The organism is Mycobacterium sp. IDR2000157661, from assembly GCF_022317005.1.
Lineage (GTDB): Bacteria > Actinomycetota > Actinomycetes > Mycobacteriales > Mycobacteriaceae > Mycobacterium.
The window spans coordinates 593,363-618,249 of sequence record NZ_CP081006.1 but is presented as its reverse complement, the minus strand read 5'-3'; the positions used below and the strand labels follow the sequence as shown (position 1 = coordinate 618,249).

At 66.1% G+C, this 24,887-nt stretch carries 26 protein-coding genes; 19 read left to right on the top strand and 7 right to left on the bottom strand.

Annotation, left to right across the window (positions count from 1 at the left end):
- The first annotated feature begins 18 nt into the window (after positions 1–18).
- The 3 genes from K3G64_RS03835 to K3G64_RS03825 are packed head-to-tail and all read left to right on the top strand — an operon-like array spanning position 19 to position 2,424.
- The gene (locus K3G64_RS03835) at positions 19–537 is read left to right on the top strand and encodes a flavin reductase family protein (protein ID WP_238889129.1); all 519 of its coding nucleotides are present in this window, start codon (positions 19–21) and stop codon (positions 535–537) included.
- A complete protein-coding gene (locus K3G64_RS03830) occupies positions 534–1,616 on the top strand; it encodes a 3,4-dihydroxy-2-butanone-4-phosphate synthase (RefSeq protein ID WP_238889127.1) in 1,083 nt (360 codons plus the stop codon). Before K3G64_RS03835 ends, K3G64_RS03830 begins: the two co-directional genes overlap by 4 nt.
- 37 nt (positions 1,617–1,653) lie before the next feature.
- The gene (locus tag K3G64_RS03825) at positions 1,654–2,424 is read left to right on the top strand and encodes a glucose 1-dehydrogenase (RefSeq protein WP_238889125.1); all 771 of its coding nucleotides are present in this window, start codon (positions 1,654–1,656) and stop codon (positions 2,422–2,424) included.
- Here K3G64_RS03825 and K3G64_RS03820 read toward each other — a convergent pair.
- Entirely contained in the window at positions 2,416–3,654 is a 1,239-nt protein-coding gene (locus K3G64_RS03820) for a TetR/AcrR family transcriptional regulator (protein WP_238889123.1), read from the bottom strand. The genes K3G64_RS03825 and K3G64_RS03820 overlap by 9 nt on opposite strands.
- Positions 3,655–3,686: 32 nt before the next feature.
- Here K3G64_RS03820 and K3G64_RS03815 point away from each other — a divergent pair, with 32 nt between their 5' ends.
- From K3G64_RS03815 to K3G64_RS03775, 9 genes are all read left to right on the top strand, one after another.
- Positions 3,687–4,094 (top strand): hypothetical protein, encoded by a 408-nt coding sequence (locus K3G64_RS03815; protein ID WP_238889121.1) that lies wholly within the window; start codon positions 3,687–3,689, stop codon positions 4,092–4,094.
- A gap of 427 nt (positions 4,095–4,521) precedes the next feature.
- Positions 4,522–5,295 carry an MlaE family ABC transporter permease gene (locus tag K3G64_RS03810; RefSeq protein ID WP_238889119.1) on the top strand — a complete coding sequence of 258 codons (774 nt, stop codon included), beginning with the start codon at positions 4,522–4,524 and terminating at the stop codon, positions 5,293–5,295.
- A gap of 9 nt (positions 5,296–5,304) precedes the next feature.
- Entirely contained in the window at positions 5,305–6,159 is an 855-nt protein-coding gene (locus K3G64_RS03805; protein ID WP_238889117.1) for an ABC transporter permease, read from the top strand.
- Positions 6,160–6,163: 4 nt separating this feature from the next.
- Positions 6,164–7,534, top strand: coding sequence for an MCE family protein (locus tag K3G64_RS03800; RefSeq protein WP_238889115.1), 1,371 nt, complete (start codon positions 6,164–6,166; stop codon positions 7,532–7,534).
- Positions 7,535–7,567: 33 nt separating this feature from the next.
- Complete coding sequence (locus tag K3G64_RS03795; RefSeq protein ID WP_238889113.1) at positions 7,568–8,593, top strand: virulence factor Mce family protein; 1,026 nt, start codon at positions 7,568–7,570, stop codon at positions 8,591–8,593.
- Complete coding sequence (locus K3G64_RS03790; protein ID WP_238950393.1) at positions 8,590–9,834, top strand: virulence factor Mce family protein; 1,245 nt, start codon at positions 8,590–8,592, stop codon at positions 9,832–9,834. Before K3G64_RS03795 ends, K3G64_RS03790 begins: the two co-directional genes overlap by 4 nt.
- Positions 9,831–11,123 (top strand): virulence factor Mce family protein, encoded by a 1,293-nt coding sequence (locus K3G64_RS03785; protein WP_238889111.1) that lies wholly within the window; start codon positions 9,831–9,833, stop codon positions 11,121–11,123. The genes K3G64_RS03790 and K3G64_RS03785 overlap by 4 nt, the downstream gene beginning before the upstream one ends.
- Positions 11,120–12,277, top strand: a complete 1,158-nt coding sequence (locus tag K3G64_RS03780; protein ID WP_238889110.1) for a virulence factor Mce family protein — start codon at positions 11,120–11,122, stop codon at positions 12,275–12,277. The genes K3G64_RS03785 and K3G64_RS03780 overlap by 4 nt, the downstream gene beginning before the upstream one ends.
- 1 nt (position 12,278) lies before the next feature.
- Positions 12,279–13,751 (top strand): MCE family protein, encoded by a 1,473-nt coding sequence (locus K3G64_RS03775; protein ID WP_238889108.1) that lies wholly within the window; start codon positions 12,279–12,281, stop codon positions 13,749–13,751.
- A gap of 3 nt (positions 13,752–13,754) precedes the next feature.
- Here the strand turns inward: K3G64_RS03775 and rfbC are convergent, their stop codons facing one another.
- From rfbC to K3G64_RS03745, 6 genes are read right to left on the bottom strand one after another with little or no spacing between them, the layout of a single operon-like run.
- On the bottom strand, positions 13,755–14,360 hold the full coding sequence (gene rfbC / locus K3G64_RS03770) for a dTDP-4-dehydrorhamnose 3,5-epimerase (protein WP_238889106.1): 606 nt from the start codon (positions 14,358–14,360) through the stop codon (positions 13,755–13,757).
- The gene (gene rfbB, locus K3G64_RS03765; RefSeq protein ID WP_238889104.1) at positions 14,357–15,352 is read right to left on the bottom strand and encodes a dTDP-glucose 4,6-dehydratase; all 996 of its coding nucleotides are present in this window, start codon (positions 15,350–15,352) and stop codon (positions 14,357–14,359) included. Before rfbB ends, rfbC begins: the two co-directional genes overlap by 4 nt.
- 26 nt (positions 15,353–15,378) lie before the next feature.
- On the bottom strand, positions 15,379–16,221 hold the full coding sequence (locus K3G64_RS03760) for an LLM class F420-dependent oxidoreductase (RefSeq protein WP_238889102.1): 843 nt from the start codon (positions 16,219–16,221) through the stop codon (positions 15,379–15,381).
- A gap of 15 nt (positions 16,222–16,236) precedes the next feature.
- A complete protein-coding gene (locus K3G64_RS03755) occupies positions 16,237–17,082 on the bottom strand; it encodes an LLM class F420-dependent oxidoreductase (RefSeq protein WP_238889100.1) in 846 nt (281 codons plus the stop codon).
- A 29-nt stretch (positions 17,083–17,111) separates the two neighbouring features.
- The gene (locus K3G64_RS03750) at positions 17,112–18,614 is read right to left on the bottom strand and encodes an ATP-binding protein (protein WP_238889098.1); all 1,503 of its coding nucleotides are present in this window, start codon (positions 18,612–18,614) and stop codon (positions 17,112–17,114) included.
- Positions 18,615–18,650: 36 nt separating this feature from the next.
- Positions 18,651–20,318 carry an FAD-dependent oxidoreductase gene (locus tag K3G64_RS03745; protein WP_238889096.1) on the bottom strand — a complete coding sequence of 556 codons (1,668 nt, stop codon included), beginning with the start codon at positions 20,316–20,318 and terminating at the stop codon, positions 18,651–18,653.
- Between the two features lie 234 nt (positions 20,319–20,552).
- Here K3G64_RS03745 and K3G64_RS03740 point away from each other — a divergent pair, with 234 nt between their 5' ends.
- The 7 genes from K3G64_RS03740 (at position 20,553) to rpsD (ending at position 24,848) form a co-directional block, all read left to right on the top strand.
- Positions 20,553–21,764 (top strand): hypothetical protein, encoded by a 1,212-nt coding sequence (locus K3G64_RS03740; RefSeq protein WP_238889094.1) that lies wholly within the window; start codon positions 20,553–20,555, stop codon positions 21,762–21,764.
- A gap of 20 nt (positions 21,765–21,784) precedes the next feature.
- The gene (locus tag K3G64_RS03735; protein ID WP_238889092.1) at positions 21,785–22,327 is read left to right on the top strand and encodes a TetR/AcrR family transcriptional regulator; all 543 of its coding nucleotides are present in this window, start codon (positions 21,785–21,787) and stop codon (positions 22,325–22,327) included.
- Positions 22,328–22,841: 514 nt separating this feature from the next.
- The gene (infA, locus tag K3G64_RS03730; RefSeq protein WP_046182346.1) at positions 22,842–23,063 is read left to right on the top strand and encodes a translation initiation factor IF-1; all 222 of its coding nucleotides are present in this window, start codon (positions 22,842–22,844) and stop codon (positions 23,061–23,063) included.
- Between the two features lie 68 nt (positions 23,064–23,131).
- A complete protein-coding gene (rpmJ, locus tag K3G64_RS03725) occupies positions 23,132–23,245 on the top strand; it encodes a 50S ribosomal protein L36 (RefSeq protein WP_003879483.1) in 114 nt (37 codons plus the stop codon).
- A 178-nt stretch (positions 23,246–23,423) separates the two neighbouring features.
- A complete protein-coding gene (rpsM, locus tag K3G64_RS03720) occupies positions 23,424–23,798 on the top strand; it encodes a 30S ribosomal protein S13 (protein ID WP_238889090.1) in 375 nt (124 codons plus the stop codon).
- A 6-nt stretch (positions 23,799–23,804) separates the two neighbouring features.
- Entirely contained in the window at positions 23,805–24,215 is a 411-nt protein-coding gene (rpsK, locus tag K3G64_RS03715; RefSeq protein ID WP_238889088.1) for a 30S ribosomal protein S11, read from the top strand.
- Positions 24,216–24,242: 27 nt separating this feature from the next.
- Positions 24,243–24,848 (top strand): 30S ribosomal protein S4, encoded by a 606-nt coding sequence (gene rpsD, locus K3G64_RS03710; RefSeq protein WP_238889086.1) that lies wholly within the window; start codon positions 24,243–24,245, stop codon positions 24,846–24,848.
- Positions 24,849–24,887 lie beyond the last annotated feature (39 nt).

Genomic DNA, 24,887 nt, shown 5'->3' with positions numbered 1-24,887 from the left:
CGGCAGAGGGTGAACGACATGGATCAGACGACCCCACGGCACATCGATGGCGCCGAATTGCGCCGGGTCTACGGTTGTTTCCCGTCCGGGGTGACCGCGGTGTGCGCGCTGCTCGACGGCGTGCCGGTCGGGATGGCAGCCAGCTCCTTCACCCCGGTCTCGGTCGATCCGCCGCTGGTGTCGGTCTGTGTCCAGAACAGTTCGACGACATGGCCCAGGTTGCGGAGCCGCCTGCGGTTGGGCGTCAGTGTGCTGGCCGAGGACCACGGCGAGGCCTGCCTGAGCCTGTCGCGCAAGGTCGGCGACCGGTTCGCCACGGTGCGCTGGATCCACCAGCCGAGTGGCAGCGTCTTCGTCCACGGCGCCAGTGCCTGGCTGGATTGCCGCGTGCACGCCGAAGTCCCGGCCGGGGACCACACCATCGTTCTGCTCGAGATCTGTGAGCTGGGCGCCGACCCGGAGAAGATGCCGCTGGTCTTCCACCACAGCAGATTCCGGCGATTGGCCGTTGTAGGCACAGTGCAGGAGAGTCGATGAGGACATCCGATGTGCGGGTACGGCGGGCGATCACCGCGGTGGCTGCGGGCCGTGCAGCCGTGGTGAGCGGCACCACCGACGACAGCGACGGTTATCTCGTCTTCGCCGCCGACGCCGCCACTCCGAAGCTGCTCGCCTTCACCATTCGACACACGTCGGGCTATGTACGCGTCGCACTGCCCGGTGCGGAATGCGAGCGACTGAACCTACCGCCGATGTGCAACAGCGACAATGGTGGCTCGGATGCGGCTGCGCAGCGGGTGACCGTGGACTTGCGTCAACCGGGCACCGGCATTTCGGCGACCGATCGCGCACGGACGATCACGGCGCTGGCTTCACCGCACTCGACTGCGCCGGACTTCCTGCGCCCCGGTCATGTCATCCCCGTGCACGCGGGACCCGGAGGCGTGCTGATCCGTCCGGGGGCCGCGGAGGCGGCGGTGGATCTGGCCCGCCTGGCGGGGCGGCGGCCGGCGGGCGTGTTGTGCGAGATCGTGTCGCGTCGCCGCCCCACCGCGATGGCCCGCCGCGGCGAGTTGGTCGAGTTCGGCGTCGAGCACTCGCTACCGATCGTCTCGATCGACGAGATCATCGAGTATCGCCGGCGAACCGAACCTCAGGTCGTACGGTTGGCGGAGAGCATTCTGCCGATAAGCGCCGGTGCTTCCCGGGTTATCGGGTTCCGCGACGTGCATACCGGTGGTGAACACCTGGCGGTGATCGTCGGCAACGTGGGCCCGGGGGTGGCCGTGCCGCTGCACGTTCACGTCGAGTGCCTGACCGGTGATGTGTTCGGCTCCAAGGCATGTCGCTGCGGCGGCGAACTCGCGGGCGCGCTGGAAGCGATGCGGATTCAGGGCGGCGGAGTGATCGTCTACGCGCGCCCCGCTGGACCCGTGCGGGCGTGCGGTGTCCTCGGCGGCGGCGACGCGGGTACAGCGGATCTCACCTCCGATACCGTGACATGGATACTTCGCGACCTCGGCGTGTACACGATCCGGCTGTCCGAGGACACCACGGGATTCGGTTTGGTGATGTTCGGGGCCATCCGCGATCTCGGTCTTTGTCAGGCAGGATGAGAAGCGCTACGGCGCAACATGACATCGAGGTGAGCCAATGACCTATCCGGATCTGGCCGACAAGGCGGCGATCGTGACGGGCGCAGGAGCCGGAATCGGGCTGGCGATCGCCCAGCGGCTCGCCGCCGAGGGCTGCCGGGTGCTGTGCGCGGACATCGATGGCGATGCCGCCGACGCCGCGGCGGCCGGCATCGGCGGAGGCGCCGTCGCCCATGCGGTCGACGTGAGCGACGAGAAGCAGGTGATCGCCATGGTGGACGCCTGCGCCGCAGCGTTCGGCGGTGTGGACAAGCTGGTCGCCAACGCCGGCGTCGTGCACTTCGCGCCGTTGACCGACACCACCGTCGATGACTTCGACCGGGTCATCCGCATCAACCTGCGCGGCACCTGGCTGTGCACCAAACATGCAGCACCGAAGATGATCGAGCGCGGCGGTGGTGCCATCGTCAACATGGCCTCGTTGGCCGGTGTCGTCGGGGCCGGAGGAACGGTCGCCTACGGGCTGTCGAAGGCCGCGATCATCCAGCTCAGCCGTATCACCGCCGCCGAATTGCGCTCGGGCAATGTGCGATCCAACGCCGTACTGCCCGCGTTCGTCGACACCGCGATGCAGCAGACCGCGATGACGCAGTTCGATGAGACGCTCGGCGAGGGTGGCGCGCGCACGATGATCGACCGCCTCCAGGGGCGCATGGCGGGTCCCGGCGAGATCGCGGGCGTGGTCGCCTTCCTGCTGTCGGACGACGCTTCGATCGTCACGGGTACCGCACAGTTCGCAGATGGTGGCACCGCGTCCGCGCTATGGTGATCCTCGGCTGGTCAGGATTGACAGCGCGATCGCGGTGATCTCGTCGGCGACGCCGCCGTGGCGGGTGAGATGCCAGGTGCGCACGGTATCGTCGATGAAACTGACGGCACCTGCCACGAGCAACCGTCCTTCGGTGATCGTGGTCTCGGGAAACAGCTTTCGGACCAGGTCGATCAACACGCCCTCGCGGTCTGCCTGGTTCCTCGCGTAGCAGTCGCTGACCTCGCTGGAGGCGTGGGAGAGCTCCGTGATCGACACGGAGACCAGATCGGGATCCGCCAAGCTGACGCGAACCCGGCCTGCGACGAGTGCGTGCAGGCATTCCGCGTCGCCCGCATCCTCCCGCAAGGCGCGGATCCACTCGAGGCTCCACCACTCGTCGAGTCGGCGGATCAGCGCGTCGAGGATGGCCTGCTTTGACGGGAACGTACGGTACAGACCCGGGCCGGCGATCCCGGCGCCCTTGCCGATCTCACTGGTGCTGACGGCGGGGTAACCCTGCGCCCGGAACAACCGGGCGCCCGTGGCCAGCAGCGTCTCTGCGCGGGAGAACAGAACGCGCTCCGCATTTTTCGGTGTCACCACCAGCGGGGCCAGATCACCAGTCGGGGGAGTCTGAGCCGCGGCCATGCATGCGCGGTACAAGAGTTCCTTGAGCTCTTGGCTCGGCAGGGTCAGGGTGTGCCGGCCCAGGCTGGTGATGGTGCTCGACACCGCCCAGGCCCGCAGCTCGGTGTGGGCCGGGCTGAGCTCCGGCATCTCCAATCGGACACCCTCGCGGATGCCCGCGACGATCGCATTGATCCGGCGCCGCACCTCGGCTCGCTCGACCTCGTCCAGATAGCGGGCCTCGCGTTGCCACAGCACCGTCAACGACCGGGACGCAACGGCGGCGGCGATGAGGTCGGGCAGATCGACACTGAGCGGGCGAGGAGTCGCGGCCGCCGCACCGACCGTCAACTGCCGGGCACTCTGGTACTGCTCCTGGCCGGCGCGGATCGCCGCGGCGAGCAGAGCCTGTTTGTTCTCGTAGTGGCGGTACAGCGCACGCGCGGTGACCCCGGCCGCATCGGCGATGTCCTCCAGCTTGACGGAGTGGAAGCCGCGCTCGATGAACAGCCGGACCGCTTGCTCGAGGATCTGCTTCTTGCGGTCCTTGGGCCTGCGCCGGACGGTCGGCGCTACGCGCTCGACAGCGGGCGGTGCAGCAGCGACCGAGTCGCCGGCCACGCCGCTCACAGTGCGAAGCCACTCTGGCGGTCGTGACCCGCGGGCGGGAGGCAGTCACTGAAGCGTACGGATGCACCGCAGATAGTATCGAGGTCACCGTCGAGAAGGTCGCGGACGAGCTTTTCGCCGGCGTGAAGGGTGTCGGTCACGCGTCGCCTCCTGATCTTCCGGCCCCGGGTGCCGACCGCTACCTGCCGCGCGATGTCAGCGCAGTACTACCAAGATACATCAGCGATCATAATTACTACTGCAAACCAGGTTTCATCACTGCTAATGTGCCCGAAGGCGTATCGCTCATGGACATTCTAGTCATGAAGGCTGGAAAGCCGGCCGGCGACGGCGTGGGGGTGCCGACGGTACGCCGCGTCGAAGCGGGCAATTCGCATGAAACGTGTTCAGCGGCAACAGGTACCACCATGCCGCGCAATCCGTGGTGCTGAGTCGGCAGCAGCCCGGCGCTGCGGGAGGGTCCGTTCGACTCGGCTGCTGAAACGGCAGGGTTTCCGGTGCAGGTGTCGCATGCCTGGAATTGTGACCGTCTTCGCGGCGGGAAATGGGGCAAATGATCGCGCTGCGGTCGCGCGGTGCCGTCCAGCAGCGCCTCAGATGGCCGGGTCACCCTTCGCTCACGCGCCCGTGTGGTGGTAATGCGCTGGTATCCGGTAAATACATTACTGCAAACGACATGCCAATATGCTCGCTTTTTAGTGTGATCGCGGGCAATACGGGGCGTATCACCTATGGACATCACTGACTCAGGCGGCGTACGCTTCCCCCTGTCACTCGTCCACTTCGACCTGTCCGGAGGGTCAGCGTGAGCAACTCCACCCGACGGCAGAGCCTCGACGTCACGCCGTGCGCGGCGCCATGGTGATCGACACTCAGGCGCTGGCCAAACCCGTCCGCGCGGTGGGCGGCTTCTTCGCCATGGCCATGGACACCTTCGTGATGATGTTCCGGCCCCCCTTCGCGTACCGCGAGTACCTGCTTCAGTGTTGGTTCGTGGCACGGGTGTCGACGCTGCCGGGACTGTTGATGACGATCCCGTGGGCGGTGATCTCGGGTTTCCTCTTCAACGTCTTGTTGTCCGACATCGGCGCCGCGGACTTCTCCGGGACGGGTGCTGCGATTTTCACGGTGACGCAGAGTGGTCCGATCGTGACGGTGTTGGTGGTCGCGGGCGCCGGTGCCACCGCCATGTGCGCCGATCTGGGTGCGCGGACCATCCGCGAGGAATTGGACGCGCTTCGGGTGATGGGCATCAACCCGATCCAGGCGCTGGTGGTACCCCGGGTGCTCGCAGCCACCACGGTCTCGCTGGCACTGAACTCGGTTCTCATCATGACGGGTCTGGTCGGAGCGTTCGTCTGTTCGGTGTTCCTGATGGACGTCTCCGCGGGCGCGTGGGTGGCCGGGCTGACGACACTCACCCACCTGGCCGATGTCATCATCTCGATGATCAAGGCGACCCTGTTCGGGTTGGCGGCCGGCTTGATCGCCTGCTATCAGGGCATGTCGGTCGGGGGTGGCCCCGCCGGCGTGGGCCGGGCGGTCAACGAAACCGTGGTGTTCGCCTTCATCGTCCTGTTCCTGACCAACATCATCGTCACCGCTGTCGGTGTCCCGTTCATGGTGTCGTGAGGTGATCCCATGACGCTGAGCGTTCCGAGCCCAACTCATCTGCGGCTGAGGCGATTAACGAGCACCGCGGTGGGCGGGTGGCACCGGATCGGAGCGCAGACCCGGTTCTATGCCACCACGCTGGCGGGTATTCCCGATGCGGTGGTCAGCTACCGCAGCGAACTGCTGCGGGTGATAGCGCAAATGAGGCTGGGGGCGGGAGCCCTCGCGGTGATCGGTGGAACTGTGGTGATCGTTGCATTCTTGACGATCACCACCGGGGCGATCGTGGCGGTGCAGGGATACAACCAACTGGAGTCGGTCGGGGTGGAGGCCCTGACCGGGTTCGTGTCGGCCTTCTTCAACACCCGGGAGATCCAGCCGGGAACGGTGATGGTCGCCCTGGCGGCCACCATCGGCGCCGGCAGCACCGCTCAACTGGGGGCCATGCGGATCAGTGAAGAGATCGATGCGTTGGAGGCCATCGGTATTCGCACCGTCAGCTACCTGGCGTCGACCCGGGTCCTGGCCGGAGTGATCGTTGCGGTACCACTGTTCTGCGTCGGCCTCATGACGGCGTTCTGGGCCGCACGCATCGGCACTACGTCGATCTATGGGCAGGGATCCGGTGTCTACGATCACTACTTCTACACCTACCTGAGCCCTACCGATGTGTTGTGGTCGATGGGCGAAGTCGCCGTGGCCGCCCTGTTGATCATGCTGATGTGTACCTACTACGGCTACACGGCGAGCGGCGGACCCGCCGGGGTGGGAGAGGCGGTGGGGCGGGCCGTGCGCGCCTCGATGGTGGTGGCGTCGTTGTTGATCGTGGTGATGACATTGGCGATCTACGGGCAGTCCGGCAACTTTCAGCTGGCGGGTTAGCGAGATGAGCCGCAGGGCAGGTACCTACCGCATTTCCACCGGATGGTGGGCGTTGATTCTGTTCACGTTGATCGCACTGTTCCTGTACGGATCCGCTGCGGCGTTCACGGGCATGTTCCGGTCGGCGGTTCCGGTGACGCTGACCTCCGATCGGGCGGGCTTGGTGATGGAGACCGACGCCGACGTGATGCTGCGTGGAGTGAAGGTCGGCCGGGTCAGCCGGCTCAGCAGCGACAAGCACACGACAAGCCTGAGGCTGGAGATCGACCCCGAACAGACGCGGTACATCCCGGCCAACGTGCGGGCTCGGATCAGTGCCACCACGGCCTTCGGCACCAAATTCGTTGAGCTGGTGTATCCACCGGATCCGAGCGCTGCGCGACTGACTTCCGGTGCGGTCCTGCGCTCCGAGAGCGTGAGCACCGAGATCAACACCGTGTTCGAGAACGTCGTCGAGCTGCTCGAGAAGGTCGACCCGCTGAAGCTCAACGCGGTGCTGACCGCGGTGGCCGATGGCGTGCGCGGACAAGGTGATCGAATGGGTCAAGCCATCACCGATCTCAATTCGGTGTTGACGGCGCTCAATGACCGCAGCGAAACCGTCGCTGAGAACTGGCTCTCACTGAAGGGTTTCGCCGACACCTACGATGCCGTCGCCGACGACGTCGTGCGCATCCTCGATGCGGTCAGTACCACAAGCGCGACCGTCTCCGACCACGCGAGCGCCCTGGACACGTTGTTGCTCAACGTCATCGGCTTCACCAAGGCGGGCACCGACCTACTCGCCACGAGCAAGGACGATTTGGTAGAAGCGGTCAACACCCTCGAGCCGACCACGGGCCTGCTGCTCGAACACAACCCGGTGTACACCTGCTTCCTGCAGGGAACCACGTGGTATCTCGACAACGGCGGCTATGCGGCATGGGGCGGTGACGGCCGCACACTGCAGCTCGATGTCGCCTTGCTGTTGGGCAACGATCCCTACGCCTATCCGCAACATCTGCCCGTGGTAGCGGCCAAGGGCGGACCCGGCGGGCAGCCGGGCTGCGGGTCGCTGCCGGACGCCACGAAGAACTTCCCCGTCCGGCAGCTTGTCACCGACACCGGTTGGGGCACAGGCGTCGACATCCGTCCCAACCCCGGCATCGGGCATCCCTGCTGGGCCAACTACCTGCCGGTGACACGTGCTGTGCCGGAGCCACCCAGCATCCGTCAGTGCATTCCGGGCCCGGCGATCGGACCGGTTCCGTACCCCGGGGCACCGCCTTACGGCGCGCCACTGTACGGGCCGGGTGGGGTGCCGTTGTGGCCCGGTGTCGCGCCGGCGGACTCAACGGCGCAGCACACGAACACCGGCCCGCCGCCGCCATCGTGACCGTCGACCATCCGCTGAAGCAGGGGAGAAACCATGGCTGATCTCAAAGGCGTCATCTGGCGCCTGGCCATCTGGCTTACTGTCTGCTCGTTTGTCGCCTTCCTGCTGCTGATCACCTTCGGACAGTTCCGCTTCGGTGCCGGCAATACCTACTACGCCGATTTCACCAATGTCTCGAATCTGAGAAAGGGCACAATCGTCCGAATCGCCGGGGTGGAAGTCGGCAAGGTCGGCGACATCGCCATCAACTCCGACGCGACCGTCCGAGTGGCGTTTTCGGCGGACAAGTCGGTGGTGCTCACCGAGGGCTCCCGCGCAGTGATCCGCTACGACAACCTGTTCGGTGACCGCTACCTCGCGCTGGAGGAAGGCACCGGCGGGCTCACGACACTGCTTCCAGGCCAGACCATTCCGCTGACCCGTACCGAACCCGCGCTGGACTTGGACGCGGTGATCGGTGGCTTCAAGCCGCTGTTTCGGGCGCTCGACCCGGAACAGGTCAACACGTTGAGTGCGCAACTGATCGAGGCCTTCGCGGGCCAGGGACCCGCGATCGGGTCCTTCCTCGACCACGCCGCGGCGGTGACCAATGCGTTGGCCGACCGCGATCTGCTCATCGGGCAGGTCATCGACAATCTCAACGCCGTACTGGGATCGCTCGGGGGACAGAGCGACCGCCTCGACACGGCAGTGGCGTCACTGTCCGAACTGGTCCGCAGGCTCGCGGAACGCAGTACCGACGTCTCCAACGCCGTGGCCTATACCGACGCCGCGGCCGGCTCGCTCGCCGACCTCGTGGCGCAATCACGGGCGCCGTTCGGGAAGGTGGTTCACGAGACCGACCGGGTGACGCAGATCGCCGTTGCGGACAGCGAATACCTCGACAACCTGCTCAACACGTTGCCCGACAAATACCGGGCGCTGGTCCGGCAGGGGATGTACGGCGACTACTTCAGCTTCTACCTGTGCGACGTGGTGCTCAAGCTAAACGGGAAAGGCGGACAGCCGGTGTATGTCAAGGTGGCCGGCCAGAGCACAGGGCGGTGCGCGCCCAAGTGAAGTCCTTCTCGGAACGCAACCCGGTGCTCATCGGTGCCGTCGGTGTCGTGACAGTGTCGGCGATGGTTGCGGCGGCACTGCAGTACCAGAACCTGCCGTTCCTCAACCGGGGTCAGGTGCACTCCGCGTACTTCGACGACGCCGGCGGCTTGAACACCGGCGCCGCTGTCGAAGTGTCCGGATACCCGGTAGGCAGCGTCATGAGCATCGACTTGGAGCCGAGCGGGGTCCTCGTCACCTTCAAGATCGGCGACGACGTCCGGCTGGGGACCCGCACAGAGGCCGCGATCAGAACCAAGAGCCTGCTGGGCGCCAAGATCGTCGACGTGACTCCGCTGGGAGACGGCCGACTCGGCGGCACCATCCCCCTGAACCGGACAGTCTCGCCCTACCAGTTGCCGGATGCGCTGGGTGACTTGGCAACAACGATCGGCGGCCTGCACACCGGCCGGCTGTCGACATCGCTGGCGACCCTGGCGCAGACATTCGCCGACACGCCGCCGGATCTGAAGGAGGCGGTGGCCGGGGTATCCCGGCTTGCGCAGACCCTTGACTCTCGCGATGCCCAGCTGCGCAGCCTGCTGGAGAACGCGGCCGCCGCGACCGGGGTACTGGCCGACCGCACCGACCAGATCGTCGGGCTGGTCCGCGACACCAATGTGCTACTGGCGCAGCTGCGGACGCAAAGCGCAGCCCTGGACCGGATTTGGGGCAATATCTCGGCGGTCTCGGTGCAGCTGAAGGCGTTTATCGACGAGAACCGCCAGCAGCTCCGACCCGCACTGGACAAGCTCAACGGGGTGCTCGCGATCGTCGACAACCGTAAGGAGCGAATGGCACAGGCGATCAAGCTGATCAACACCTATGTCATGTCGCTTGGTGAGTCCGTTTCCTCTGGACCGTTCTTCAAGGCGTATGTGGCCAACCTGTTCCCCGGTCAATTCGTACAACCATTCATCGATGCGGCGTTCTCCGACCTCGGGCTGGATCCGGCCACGATGCTGCCATCGGAACTGACCGATCCGCAGACCGGACAGCCGGCAACTCCGGCGCTGTCGATGCCGTTTCCCCGCACCGGCCAGGGTGGCGAACCGAGATTGACACTGCCGGATGCGATCACCGGCAAGCCCGGTGACCCCCGGTACCCCTACCGCCAGCCGCCACCACCTCCCCCACCCGGCGGCCCGCCGCCGGGCCCGCCCGCGGCGCCGCCACCCGAGCAGTCGGGCGTCCAACCATGACGCGGCGGTTGCGAAATGTGCGCGCGGTCGTGGCCGCGGTACTGCTGCTGGTGTTCGGTGCGGGCGTGGTGGCAGCGGTGCGCCTGCCCGCGCAGGCCGCCCGGACGACGGTGGTCGCCTTCTTCGAGAACAGCACCGGGCTGTTCGCCGGCGACCATGTGCGGATTCGGGGCGTGTCGGTCGGCAAGGTCGAGAGGATCGATCCCCAGCCCGAGCGTGCCAAGGTCACGTTCTGGATCGACGAAAAGTACGAAGTACCAGTCGATGCCAGGGCGGTGATCTTGGCGCCGCAGCTGGTGACGGCACGGTCGATCCAGCTGACGCCGCCCTACAGCGGCGGTCCGACGATGACCGACGGCGCCGTCATCCCCCTCGAGCGCACCGCGGTGCCGGTCGAATGGGACGACCTACGAACCCAGCTCGAGCGATTGACCGAGCTACTGAGACCCGATCAGCCCGGCGGTGTCAGCACACTGGGAGCGCTCATCAACACCGCCGCGGACAATCTTCGGGGTCAGGGACCCACCATCCGTGACGCCATCACCAAACTGTCACGGACTGTTTCGACTCTCTCCGATGAACGCAACGACGTCTTCGCCACACTGAAGAACCTCTCGACGCTGGTGTCGGCTCTGCATGACAGCGCCGATCTGCTCGAACAGCTCAACCACAACCTTGCCGCTGTGACGTCGCTACTGGCCGATGATCCCGACAAGGTCGGCCGGGCAGCAGAAGACCTCAATTCCGTGCTCTCCGATGTCCACGACTTCGCGGCCGAGCACACGGAGGCCATCGGCACCGCCTCGGACAAGATGACCTCGATCACCGACACTCTGGTCGGCAGCATCGATGACATCAAGCAGACGCTGCACATCGCCCCGACAGTGCTGCAGAACTTCAACAACATCTACGAGCCCGCCAATGGCTCGTTGACCGGTGCGCTGGCCATCAACAACTTCGCCGACCCGATTTCCTTCCTCTGCGGGGCGATTCAGTCCGCATCCCGGCTGGGGGGTGAGCAATCGGCGAAGCTGTGCGCGCAGTATCTGGCGCCGATCGTGAAGAACCGCCAGTACAACTTTCCGCCGCTGGGGGAGAACCTCTTCGTCGGCACTCAGGCCCGACCGAATGAGATCACCTACAGCGAGGCCTGGATGCGGCCCGATCACGTTCCGGCGGCGCCGGATTCGGCACTGGCCGCAGAACGGCCGATCCCCGGCGCGGTGGTGGCCACCGACCCCGCGGAGGGTCTGCCCGGGTTGATGGTGCCACACGGTGGTCGCTCATGACTCGGCGGCGCCGGCACCGTGCGGTGGCCCTGCTGGTCACCGTCCTGTTGGTTGCTGTCGTCCCCGGGTGCGGCTGGCGGGGGCCGAACTCATTGCCGCTGCCGGGTGTTCAGGGCAACGACTCGGGCTCATTCGAAGTCCGGGCGCAACTACCGGACGTCAACAACGTCCAGCCGAACTCACGGGTGCGCGTCGCCGATGTCACCGTCGGGCATGTGGCGAAGATCGAACGCCAAGGGTGGCATGCCTTGGTGACGATGCGGCTCAACCGCGACGTCGACCTCCCAGCCAACGCGACCGCCAAGATCGGCAGCACCAGCCTGCTCGGTTCATTGCACATCGAGCTGGCACCCCCGAGCGATGAGCTTCCGGAGGGCAGGCTGCACGACGGGTCGGTCATCCCGCTGTCGCGCGGCGGTGCCTATCCGAACACCGAGCAGACGCTGGCGGCGTTGTCGATGGTCCTCAACGGCGGCGGGTTGGGTCAGGTGCAGGACATCACCGAGGCTTTCTCGACCGCGTTCCGGGGCAGAGAGCACGACGCGCGGAGCCTGATGGAGCAGCTCAGCGAATTCACCGCCCACCTCGACGGCCAGACCGGCGACATCATCGCCGCCGCTGACAGTGTGAACCGCCTCGTCGGGCGATTCGCTGCGCAGCAACCCGTGTTGGACAGGGCGCTGGCCACCGTCCCTGACGCGCTCGAGGTGCTCAACTCCGAACGGGACCATCTGGTAGAGGCCGCCGAACAGCTCGCCAATTTCAGCGCATTGACTGTTGATTCGGTCAATCAGACGAAGTCCAACCTGGTGAAGGAGTTGTCCGATGTCGGGCCCGTGCTGGAATCGCTGGCCAACGCCGGGCCCAGCCTCACCCGATCCCTCAGCCTGCTGGCAACGTTTCCTTTTCCGAACGAGACCTTCGAGAATTTCCAGCGGGGTGACTACGCCAACCTGACCGCCATCGTGGACCTCACGCTGAGCCGGATCGATCAGAGCTTGTTCACCGGCACCCGATGGGAGTGCGACCTGACCGCGTTGGAGCTGCAGTGGGGCCGCACCATCGGGCAGTTCCCGAGCCCCTGCATGGCAGGCGGTCCGAACCGCCCCGGAAACCCGCTCACCATCCCTTACCGGTGGGACCAGGGGCCCTGACGTGCACCTGAACCGACGGACGAGGCTCCAGCTGGCCGTTTTCGCGGTGGTCGCCGTGGGTGCGGTTGCCGTGATGACGTTGCACTTCATGAAATTGCCCGCGACGATGTTCGGCATCGGGCGGTACACGGTGACCGTCGAACTGCCCCGATCCGGAGGCCTCTACGAAACCGGCAACGTCACGTATCGGGGTACCAAAGTCGGGCGAGTGCAATCGGTTCGGCTGAGCGACACGGGCGTGGAAGCGGTGCTGTCGCTGACGTCGGGTGTGGACATACCGTCGGACCTCACCGCAGAGGTCCACAGCCGGTCAGCGGTCGGCGAATCCTATGTCCTGCTGCTGCCCCGAAGTGGCACGGCGCCTCCGTTGAAGAACGGCGATGTGATCGCGCTGGCCGACACCTCCGTGCCGCCCGACATCAACACCTTGCTCGCCACGGCGAATGCCGGACTGCATGCCATTCCGCGCGACAACCTCGAGACGGTGATCGACGAGTCCTACACCGCGGTGGGCGGGCTCGGTCCCGAGCTGTCCCGGTTGGTCAAGGGAGCGACCACGCTGTCGATCGACGCCCGCGAGAATCTGAACGCGTTGACAACTCTGATCGATCGGGCCGGCCCCGTGTTGGATTCGCAGACCGACTCCTCCGACGCGATCCGAGCGTGGGCATCTCACCTGGCCACCGTGACAGCGGAACTGCGCGACCACGACGAGGCGGTCGCCGGGGTGATCGATGCGGGGGGGCCGGCGGCGGCGCAGGGACGCCAACTGGTCGAGCGGCTCGCACCCACGCTGCCGATCCTGCTCGCCAACCTCGTCACCGTAGGCCAGGTCGCGCTCACCTACCAGAACGACATCGAACAACTGCTCGTGGTGTTCCCGCAAGCCATCGCGATCGAACAGGCCGGCATCCTCGGCAATCTGAACACCAAGCAGGACTACAAGGGCCAGTACTTGAGCTTCAACCTCAATCTCAACCTGCCGCCGCCGTGCACCACCGGCTTCCTGCCGGCCGATCAACAGCGAACCGCCGCGTCGGAAGACTATCCGCAGCGGCCGGCCGGTGACCTGTATTGCCGGGTGCCACCTGATTCGCCGTTCAATGTGCGTGGCGCACGCAACATTCCCTGCGAGACCGTGCCCGGCAAGCGTGCGCCCACGGTGGCGTTGTGCGAAAGCGACGAACAGTACGTGCCGCTCAATGACGGGTTCAACTGGAAGGGTGATCCGAACGCAACACTGTCGGGCCAGCCGGTACCGCACCTGCCGCCGGCGTCGGCGTCCGCACCGGCCGCGCCCAGCCCGCCTGCCGTCGCGCTGCCGGACCCCCCTGCGCTTGCGGTGACGGGATACGACCCGGCCAGCGGTTCCTACATCGGCCCCGACGGCCGCCGATACACGCGGGCGGATCTGGCGCAGGGCGCCCCGCAGCACAAGACGTGGCAGACGATGCTGCTGCCGCCGGGCGGCTGAGAGTCAACCGCGACGCAGTTCGTCGACGAAGGCTCGGGTCTCGTCCCACGTCGGTAGCAGTCCCGCCGTCTGCGCCTCGTCCAGCGTCGGGGCCTGCCGGTCGCGGTCCGAGAGGATCAGTGCACCGTCATCCATCGGCCATTCGATCCCGAGCGCCGGATCGAGCGGGCTGACGGTGTGCTCGCGCTGCGGGTCGTAACCCGCTGAGCACAGGTACATGACGGTCGAATCGTCCTCCAACGCTAGGAATGCATGCCCGAGCCCTTCCGAGAGATAGATCGTGCGCCTTGTCCGGTCGTCGAGCCGCACAGCGTCCCAGCGGCCGAAAGTCGGTGAGCCGACACGGATGTCGACCGTCACGTCGAACACGGCACCGCGCACGCACGTCACGTACTTGGCCTGACTGGGTGGCACCTGGGCGAAGTGCAGACCGCGTAACACCCCCGCCGACGACACCGAGCAGTTGGCCTGACGCAGCTCGAGCCGATGACCGGCGAACCCGCGGAACGCCGCGTCGGTGAACCACTCGAAGAACACCCCCCGCGCGTCCGCATGCAGTGCAGGGGTGATCTCCCATGCGCCGGGCACGGCGAGCTCGCGGGTCTTCACCGCCCGCGCTTTCCGTAGGTGGCTTCGACGGCGTCCTTCAATGGGCCCCACCAGGACTCGTTGTTCCGGTACCACTCGATGGTGTCCCGCAGACCGTGCTCGAAGTCGGTGTGCGACGGCCGCCAGCCCAGTTCGTCGTAGAGCGTCGACGGGTCGATCGCGTACCGCAGGTCGTGGCCGACACGGTCGGTGACGTGGTCGAAGTCGTCCGGGTCACGGTCCATCAGCCGAAGAATCGTGCGCAGCACCGAAAGGTTGTCGCGTTCACCCTCTGCGCCGATCAGATAGGTGCGCCCGATCCGGCCGTCGGCGAGGATCCGCCACACCGCGCTGTTGTGGTCGTCGACGTGGATCCAGTCGCGAACGTTGGCGCCTGTGCCGTAGAGCTTGGGACGCCGGCCGGTGAGCACGTTGGTGATCTGGCGGGGGATGAACTTCTCGACGTGCTGGTAGGGCCCGTAGTTGTTCGAGCAGTTGGAGATCGTCACACGCACGCCGTAGGAGCGGACCCAGGCGCGCACCAGCATGTCACCGGCTGCCTTGCTGGCCGAGTACGGGCTCGACGGGTTGTAGGGCGTCGATTCGGTGAACCGCGCCGAGCCGTTCAATTCGAGATCGCCGTAGACCTCGTCGGTGGAGACGTGGTGCAGGCGCGCACCATGCCGGCGCACCGCCTCGAGGATCGTGAAGGTGCCCACAACGTTGGTGTGCACGAACGGCTCCGGGTCGGCCAGCGCGTTGTCGACATGGGTTTCGGCGGCGAAGTGCACCACCGCGTCGGCCTCGCCGACCAGCTTGTCGACCAGGCCGGCGTCGGTGATGTCGCCCTGCACGAGGCGGACGCGATCCTGCACCGGTGCCAACGACTCCCTGCTGCCCGCATAGGTCAGCGCATCGAGCACCGTCACCTCGTCGTCCGGGCGGTCGCGTACGCAGGCGTGCACGAAGTTGGCGCCGATGAAGCCTGCGCCGCCGGTGACCAGCAATCGCATGTCTAGACCCTAGACGGGCGTGGCTCTCAGCCCTTCAAGCCCAGCGGGCCGGCCAACTCGGTGAGTGTCGGTACCAGCGCGTCCCAGCCGCCGAGCACCTGAATCGCGACGTGGTCGGCGCCGGCGTCCACATGCTCCTGCAGCCGCGCGGCGATGTCGTCGGGTGTGCCGTGCGCGACGACGGCGTCGATCAACCGGTCGCTGCCGGGCTTGGCGACATCGTCGTCGGTGAAGCCGAGCCGCTTCCAGTTGTTCAGGTAGTTCGACAGGTTCAGGTAGAAGTCGACGGCCTCGCGGCCGATCTGGCGCGACGCCTCGGCGTCACGGGCGAGCACCACTTTGTGTTCGGGCGCCAGGAAGACGGTCGGACCCAATTGGTTTCGCGCTTCACCGGTGTGCTGCGGCGTCGTCAGATACGGGTGCGCCCCGGCACTGCGAAGTGCCGCGAGTCGCAGGACCTGCGGCCCCAGCGCGGCAACCACCCGCCGGCTCGTGGGCACCTTCGCCGAGTCCAGCGCGTCGAGGTATTCGACCAGCACGTCGTAGGGCTTGCGGTACTCCTCGGTGTGTTCGGGATGGCCGACCCCGATGCCGAGCAGAAAGCGGCCGGGATGCGCGTCCTCGACGCGGTGGTATGCCTCGGCGACCTGTGCGGCGGGCGCCGTCCACACGTTGACGATGCCGGTTGCCACCTGCAGTGTCTCGGTGCGTTCGAGGATCGGTTCCACGTAGTTCAGGTCACCGGCCGGTGAGCCACCGATCCAGAGCGCCCCATAGCCGAGCTTCTCGATCTCGGCCGCTTGTTCGGGCTTGGGCGTTCCGAACGTCCAGACGCCGTAGCGGCCGAGATCGGGCTTGAGCTCAGGCATGTGTTTCCCCCTTGGTCATTTCAGGCCGAGCGAACCGGCCAGGTCGGCCAGCGCGTCGACCAGCTTGTCCGGTCCGGTGAGCACCTGAACGGGAACGTGGTCGGCCCCGGCGTCCCGATGCTCCTTCAGTCGTGCGGCTACCTGCTCGACGGTGCCATACGCGACGACGGCGTCGACGAGGCGGTCGCTGCCCGGCTTGCTGACATCCTCGTCGGTGAAGCCCAGCCGTTTCCAGCTGTTGAGGTAGTTGGTCAGGTTCAGGTAGATGTCGAGCGCCTTGCGGCCGACCGCGCGGGCCTTGTCGGCATCGGTCGTCAGCACCACCTTGTGCTCCGGCGCGATGAACGCATCCGGCCCGAGCAGCCCGCGCGCCTGGGCCGTGTGTTCGGGCGTCGTCAAATATGGATGCGGGCCCGCCGACCGCTGCGCCGACAGTTTCAGTACCCGTGGTCCGAGCGCGGCGACGACACGGCGGTCCTTCGGCACGCCGTACTCGTCGAGCTGGTCGAGGTAGTCGGTGAGCGCCTCGTACGGCTTGCGGTACTCGGTGTGCGCCTCGGGATGTCCGACACCGATACCCAGGATGAACCGCCCGGGGTGGGCCGCCTCGATCCGGTGGTAGGACTCGCTGACCGGACCCGCCTCCGCGGTCCAGATGTTGACGATCCCGGTGGCGACCTTCAGGTTGGTGGTCGGTTCGAGAAGCCTTTCCACCCAGTCCAATTCGGCCGCCGGCGAACCGCCGGCCCAGATCGCCCCGTAGCCGAGGCCCTCGATGGACCGCAGCTGGTCGGGATTGAGTCGCCGCCACATCGAATAATGGCCGAACGCGCCGTACGTTCCGAGGTCGGGCTTCGTCATGGTCGCTGCAACCGGTCGATGTCGCCCGGCTATTCCGAGCTGTTCCGCGCCACCGGTAGTTCGCTCGGAGTCTGCGCCAGGGGAGCGGGGGCCACCAGCGGCAGCAGAATGATGAAGCGGGTATCGCCGGGCCGCGATTCGACCCGGATGTCGCCCTGATGCTTCTCGACGACGATGCGCCGCGCCAGGTCAAGTCCAAGGCCGTCGCCCTCGCCGAAAGGTTTGGTGGTGAAGAACGGTGTGAAGATGCGGTCGACGATCTCTTCGGCAATGCCGGGCCCGTCGTCGCCGATCTCGATGCGAATCCGCTCGTCGCTCTGACGCCCGGTACGGATAGTCAGCGTCCCCGCACCGCCCATCGCCTGAATCGCGTTGTTGATGGTCACGTCCCATACCTCATTCAAAGCCCCGGGGTAGCAGGCGATTTCTGGGAGTGACTTGTCCCAATCCTTGACGAGCTTGACCGGCTTGTCGGGACCGACCTTGTCGCCGAAGAGGGTCTTGAGGGTGTTCCACAACAATTCGTGGACGTTGACGACCTGGTATTCGGCGCGGTCCATCTGCGAGTACTTCTTGGCGCTGGCCAGCAGCCATGAAATGCGCTCGCTGGCGTCGGCGATCTCGTTCATCCGCAGCTCGGTGTCGATGGTGTACTTCAGCCAACCGAGTGCACTCTGCAGAGTCGCCGAACAGTCCACCGCATCGATCGCGGCCTCGACCCGTTCCAGCCAGTCGACGTCCAGGCCCGCCTCGACGAAGGTCGGGGCGTAGTCCCAGGCCCCCCCGATGCCGTGGCCCTCCAGCCAGTCGCCGATGTGCTCCTCGCGGTCGGAGGTCTCCAGCGCCGACAACTCCTGCGCCTTGGACTTGGCGACTTGTTCGGCGACCTCGTCCTGGATGCTGACCAGCACGCGCAGCGCCTCGGGGGTGAACTTGCCGTCGGCGAGCATCGCCAGCTTGTGACGCATCTTGCCGACGCCCTCGCGCAGATCGGCGACCGCTCGTGCGGCGGCTGCGGCCGGGTTGTTGAGCTGGTGGGTGAGGCCCGCGGTGATGGTGCCGAGCGCCAACAACTTCTCGCGTTGGCCGATGATCTGGCTCTGCCGCCGGCCCCCGACCTTGTGGCCCTCCAGCAGGTGCACCGCCATCGGGAACTGCGACTGCATGAAGGCGGCGAACGCGTCGGCGTCCAGGACGAAGAACCGCGAGGGTTTGGTCACTCGCACCGACGCCTCGTACACATGCTCCTCACCGGGCACGTAGGCCGACCACGCGCCGCAGTAGACGCCGCGCTGGGAGGTGCGATTGGTCTCGATGTCGACGCCGCCCGAGCGCTTCGACATCACCAGTTCTCCGTCGAGCAGCACGTAGAAGCACGTCGCCGGATCGCCCTCGATGCAGATCGGCCCGGGCTCGAAGCTCGCGATATGCCCGTTGTCGCACAGGATCTGCAACTGCGCGTCGGTCAGCTTCTCGAACAGGAACAGGGTTCGCAGTTCGTCGGGCAGGCACCTGATCACCGAGTCACCCATGTCCGTCCTCCTACGCTTCGCCAGCGGTGCAGGCCATCATGCTTCCGCCAGATACCGGTGCACCAGCATCACGGCCATCGACCCTTCGCCGACGGCAGCCGCCACCCGTTTGGCGGATTCCGAACGCACGTCTCCTGCAACGAAGACACCGGGCACGCTTGTTTCCAAGTGGTGCGGAGGACGGTCCAACGTCCAGCCGGCGACCTTCGTCACGTCCGGCCCGGCCAGAATGAACCCGTGGTCGTCGCGCGCGATGCCCGCCTGCTCGACCCACTCGGTACGCGGTTCGGCACCGATGAAGATGAACATCCGCCCGCAGTCACGGTGCTGCTGTTCTCCGGTCTGGAGGTTCTCCAGGCAGATGCCTTCCAGCCGACCGTTTCCCTGCACCGCGTGCACCTTGGTGTAGGGCATCTCCTTGATGTTGTCCGTTCTGCGGACCTGCTGCACCAGGTAATGCGACATCGACTCGTCGATCGTGCGGCGACACACGATGTGAACCGTCTTCGCGGTCCGTGCGAGGTTCATCGCGGCCTGGCCCGCCGAATTGGCGCCACCGATGACGTAGACCTCGTCGTTCTCGCAGTCGGCGGCCACTGACGGGTTGGCGCCGTAGTAGACGCCGACATTGGTCAGTTCGTCGCAGCCATTGGCGTCGAGCCGGCGGTAGTTGACGCCCATGGCGAGAATGACCGCGCGCGCGCCGATCGTCCGGCCATCGGACAAGTGGATCGTGCGCGCGTTGCCGTCCACTTCCAAGGTCGTGACCTCGGCGGCGGTGATGAGTTCGGCCGCGAACTTCTCTGCCTGCCTGCGGGCCCGTTCGGCCAGCTGCTCTCCGGACAATCCGTCGGGGAAGCCGAGGTAATTCTCGATGAGCGAGCTCTGTCCGGCTTGGCCGCCGGTCGCGGTGCGCTCTATGAGGACGGTGTTGAGGCCCTCGGATGCGCCGTAGACCGCCGCCGCCAGCCCGGCCGGTCCGCCGCCGATGACCACGAGGTCGTAGAAATCCTCCGACGGTGTGGTGGTCAGGCCCAGCGTGGCTGCCAATTCGGAGTTCGACGGCTCGACCAGCGTCTCGCCCTGCTCGGTGATCACGACGGGGAGTGTCAGCTCGTCACGCCCGGCGGCGTCAAGCAGCTGCCTGCCCTTCGGCTCGTCGGCCCGGATCCAGGTGTAGTAGAGCCGGTTTCTGGTCAGGAATTCCCGCACCTCCGCGGAACGGGCATTCCACGGATGCCCGATCACCTTGGTGTGCGGGATGGCACGGTCGCCGGTCTCGCGCCAGGCCGAGATCAGCGCGTCGATCACCGGGTAGAGCTTCTCCTCCGGCGGGTCCCAGGGCTTGAGCAGGTAGTGGTCCAGATCGACGACGTTGATGGCGTCGATCGCGGCGTGGGTATCGGCGTAGGCGGTGAGCAGCACCCGGCGCGCCATCGGGTAGATGTCCATCGCCTCTTCGAGGAACTCGATACCGCTCATCTGCGGCATCCGGTAATCGGCGACGAACACCGCGACGGTCTCGCCGCGCAGTTTGAGTTCGTTGAGTGTCTCGAGCGCGTCCGGCCCGGATTCGGCCCGCACGACGCGGAAGTTCTCGCCGTAGTGACGGCGCAGGTCGCGGGCCACGGCCCGCGAGACGTTGGGGTCGTCGTCGACGGACAGGATCACGGGCTTGCGGGGCTGGGGCGTGGGGCCGGTCATCGAGATCAAGTATGCGCCCGGCGTCGAATGTTTATCCGGACAGCGGTATGCCGGAATCAGCGCGCGACCGGCGCTCACGGCACCTCTCGTCCGCCGTCCACCGCCGATTGGCAGTTCGGTGTCCTCTTAGCCCGCGGCTTCGGCGGCTGAGGGCCACTGGCCCACATCGTGCTGAGGACCGTCCCGTGCAAGATTCCTCTTGCGCCCGCAAGAGTGGTCTTGCAAACTGCGTCCATGGCCCCGACCGCTCCGTCCACAGTCCGCGCACCGCTCGGCTTCGCCCGACCCGAGAACATCCTCGAGTCAGATGACGGACGACCGGTGCTGCGAGCTCGAACGGTCAACGAGCCCCCAGTCGCTTCGGACATGTTCCAGCCTTGCTGCTCGATCGAGGACCTCGATCAGACCCGGCGTCGCACGACGCTCGCGACCCATGGGTTCGAGTCGATGCGTCTGCCGGATCGTCGGGGCCTGCTCGACCGGTTGCGGCTCATCAGCGAGCGTTCGCATTTCGACGAAGAGGACGTGCAGGCGGTCCGCAACGCCCTTGCCGGCGCCCGACTCCACAGCGCCGACGGATCGCGGCTTCTCGTGATTCACGTCGTCAACGAGGGCGCCATTCTTCGGTGCGTGGGACCCAACGGCATCGAGCTCGACGGACATGACGTACAGGATCAGCACGGTGGTGCCAGCAATGTCCACGCCGACCAGGACGTCCTTGGTCGTCCACTTCACCAGATGACGCGCGGGCGGGGCCGCAGATTGTTTAGCCACGAGAGCCCCGATTGTGCGAATCGACGGTCCCCACTGCTGCTCGTCAATTTGTGGATGCCGCTGAACCAGGTGACCCGGCCACTGGCGATGATGGACACCCGATCGCTGGACCGCACCAGAGACCAGCTTCGCTACGTCCTTCCGACCGAGAGCATCCTCGACCGCAAAGGCGAAAAGGCGATGATCGATATCTGGTGGTTCCGTCACGACCCTGCGCAGCGGTGGCAGTTCCGGTCGACGACCGGTCTGGGGGACGCGTGGGTGTTCGACACGCTCAGCACACCCCATTGTTCTTTCGTTGTGCCCGGCGAGGAGGTTGCAGCAGAAGGGTTCGAGATGGTCGACGCCGCCGTCGATGCCGTCCTCGCTGGGGAATCGGTGCGACCCGGGTCCGCGCTCCGATCCGGCCGCGCCGGAACCGTTGCGCTGCAGGACGCGATTGATGACTTGCAGTCGGTGCTCGACCACGGCCGCCGTCTCCGGCCAGGCGACCCCCACGACCGCTGGGTCGAACGAGCCCGACAGGCCCAACATGCGGTGATGCGTATGTCGGTCGAGGTCCGCGCATTGGCGCTCCGAATCCCACCGCGTCCGTTCCAGCGGGGCGGACCGTCGACCGAAGACACCGCGGCGACGGCTATCTCGACAACAGCTATCTTGCGTTCGTGGTGAGTGACACCCGCGACAGAATCATGGACCGGGCGCTGGAGCTGTTCGCCCGCCAGGGGGTCGCCGGCACGACCGTCGTCGAAATCGAGGCGGCCGCAGGCCTGTCACCCGGGAGCGGCAGCTTCTATCGGCACTTCGAGAACAGGGAGGCCGTGCTCATTGCCGTCGTGGACCGTGAGCTTGCTCGGGCCGCCGCTGCACGCAAGGAGCGGATCGAAGAGGCCGAGCGGCTCGACGTGATGTACCACAGGACCCTCGACGACCTCGCGCGCATGCAACCACTGATCGAGGTCACCGCCCGGGAAGGACGCCATAGGCCAGACCTGCTCGAGCCGCTCCGGCGAGTCCTGGCCGACGACGGCGCAAAGATCGAGAGCGCTCTCCTCGCCGAACGCATGGTGCGGGGCGAGATCGAGGAGTCCGACGCCGAAGCGGTGGCTGCGGTCGCAATGTTCGCACTCGTGGGCCACCACCTCGCCGAGCACTTCTTCGGCGAACCGATCGGCGTGGATCGAAGCCGATTCGTTGAGACGCTCGCACGGATAGTTCGAGGGGATGCGACCTGACCCGCCAGTGTCAGCCGTGTTCTCGTCGACGGTTTTCGGCGACTGGCGATGCGACGAGTTAAGCCGCTGGTGAGCGCCTGCTCGATTCGGCCAGTCACGACTAACGGGTAGAAGCCGCCGACGGTCACCTCGCCCGGTCGTTGTTGGGTCACGACGATCGTGTGTCGCAGTGCGGGACCCCCTTGTAGATCAGGGACGACCGGCATCACACGGCCGCAACGGCCGAGATCTCGAGCGGTCGACATGGGTGGCACGACAGTGGCTGAGTTGAACTGCTCACTTCGGTTGGCGGAGGCCGTTGTTTCGCTGTCGCGTCACTTCGGTGTCGGAAATGTCGGCGATTTTGGGGCGAGCGTCTCAGCAGGTAATATGGACCAACGGTGCGGCCACCGCGCCGACTCTTGCGTGCCCCTGTTCTGGAATTTCTGGCTGCTGGCTCACGTTTTGACGTCGGAGCGCGCTGTACCAGCAGAAGGCGCCAACGATCAGGACAACGGAGGATCTCCGAAACACAATGGCCAAGAAAGAAGGTGCCATCGAGGTCGAGGGTCGCGTGGTCGAGCCCCTGCCCAATGCGATGTTTCGCATCGAGCTGGAGAACGGTCACAAGGTCCTTGCCCACATCAGCGGCAAGATGCGGCAGCACTACATCCGCATCCTTCCCGAGGATCGCGTCGTGGTGGAGCTGTCTCCCTACGACCTGTCCCGGGGCCGCATCGTTTACCGGTACAAGTAACAACCAGACCAGACACGTGACGAGCGCTCGCGCGAGTCACCGATGGACACAGAAGGATCGAACGAGCCGTGAAGGTGAACCCGAGCGTCAAGCCCATCTGCGACAAGTGCAGGGTGATCCGTCGGCATGGGCGGGTCATGGTGATCTGCTCAGATCCGCGACACAAGCAGCGCCAAGGGTAGAACCCTCCGCTGCCGACAACTGAATGACGAAACCCCAGCACCACTGAGTGGGTCCGCCACTCATCACGTCCGGCACGGAGGCCGGACCCCGCAGGATCGACGGCTCCTCGCCCGAGGGCTCGTCGGCGAGGGAACGGGCTGGGACCAGACCTCCGCATAGCAGAAGGAACACCGCCTGATGGCACGTCTCGTGGGCGTCGACCTCCCGCGCGATAAGCGCATGGAGATCGCCCTGACCTATATCTACGGCGTTGGCCGTACCCGCTCCCAGGAAATCCTGGAAGCCACCGGCATCGACCGGAACCTGCGCACCAAGGACCTGACCGACGATCAGGTGACCCAGCTGCGCGACTACATCGAAGGCAACCTCAAGGTGGAGGGCGACCTGCGCCGCGAGGTGCAGGCCGATATCCGCCGCAAGATCGAGATCGGCTGCTACCAGGGCCTGCGGCACCGCCGTGGACTGCCGGTGCGCGGCCAGCGGACCAAGACCAACGCGCGCACCCGCAAGGGTCCCAAGCGCACCATCGCCGGCAAGAAGAAGGCCAGGTAACCGCACATGGCACCAGCAAAAAAGGCTGCGCCCAAGAAGGGCCAGAAGACCCGTCGCCGGGAAAAGAAGAATGTCCCGCACGGCGCCGCGCACATCAAGAGCACGTTCAACAACACGATCGTGTCGATCACCGACCCGCAGGGCAACGTCATCGCGTGGGCGTCGTCGGGCCATGTCGGCTTCAAGGGCTCGCGCAAGTCGACGCCGTTCGCCGCGCAGCTGGCCGCTGAGAACGCCGCCCGCAAGGCGCAGGAGCACGGCGTCAAGAAGGTCGACGTGTTCGTGAAGGGCCCGGGCTCGGGCCGCGAGACCGCGATCCGCTCACTGCAAGCCGCCGGCCTCGAGGTCGGCGCGATCTCCGACGTCACGCCGCAGCCGCACAACGGCTGCCGTCCGCCGAAGCGGCGGAGAGTCTAGGGCTGGGTCTAGGGAAGGAATCAACACATGGCTCGTTACACCGGACCCGCAACCCGCAAGTCACGCCGCCTCGGCGTCGACCTGGTCGGCGGGGATCAGTCCTTCGAGAAGCGCCCCTACCCGCCCGGTCAGCACGGCCGCGCGCGGATCAAGGAGAGCGAATACCGCCAGCAGCTGCAGGAGAAGCAGAAGGCCCGCTTCTCCTACGGCGTGATGGAGAAGCAGTTCCGCCGCTACTACGAGGAGGCGAACCGGCTGCCCGGCAAGACCGGCGACAACCTGTTGCGCATTCTGGAGAGCCGGCTGGACAACGTCGTCTACCGGGCCGGGCTGGCGCGCACCCGCCGCATGGCCCGTCAGCTGGTCAGCCACGGCCACTTCCTGGTCAACGGTGTCAAGGTCGACATCCCGAGCTACCGGGTTTCGCAGTACGACATCATCGACGTCAAGGAGAAGTCGCTGAATACGCTGCCGTTCCAGGTGGCGCGGGAGACCGCGGGCGATCGTCCGATTCCGGCGTGGTTGCAGGTCGTCGGCGAACGTCAACGCATCCTGGTGCACCAGTTGCCGGAACGCGCGCAGATCGACATCCCGCTCACCGAGCAGCTGATCGTCGAGCTCTACTCGAAGTAAACCCACACTTGGGGGGCGCCGCCCCCCGAGCACCCCCCG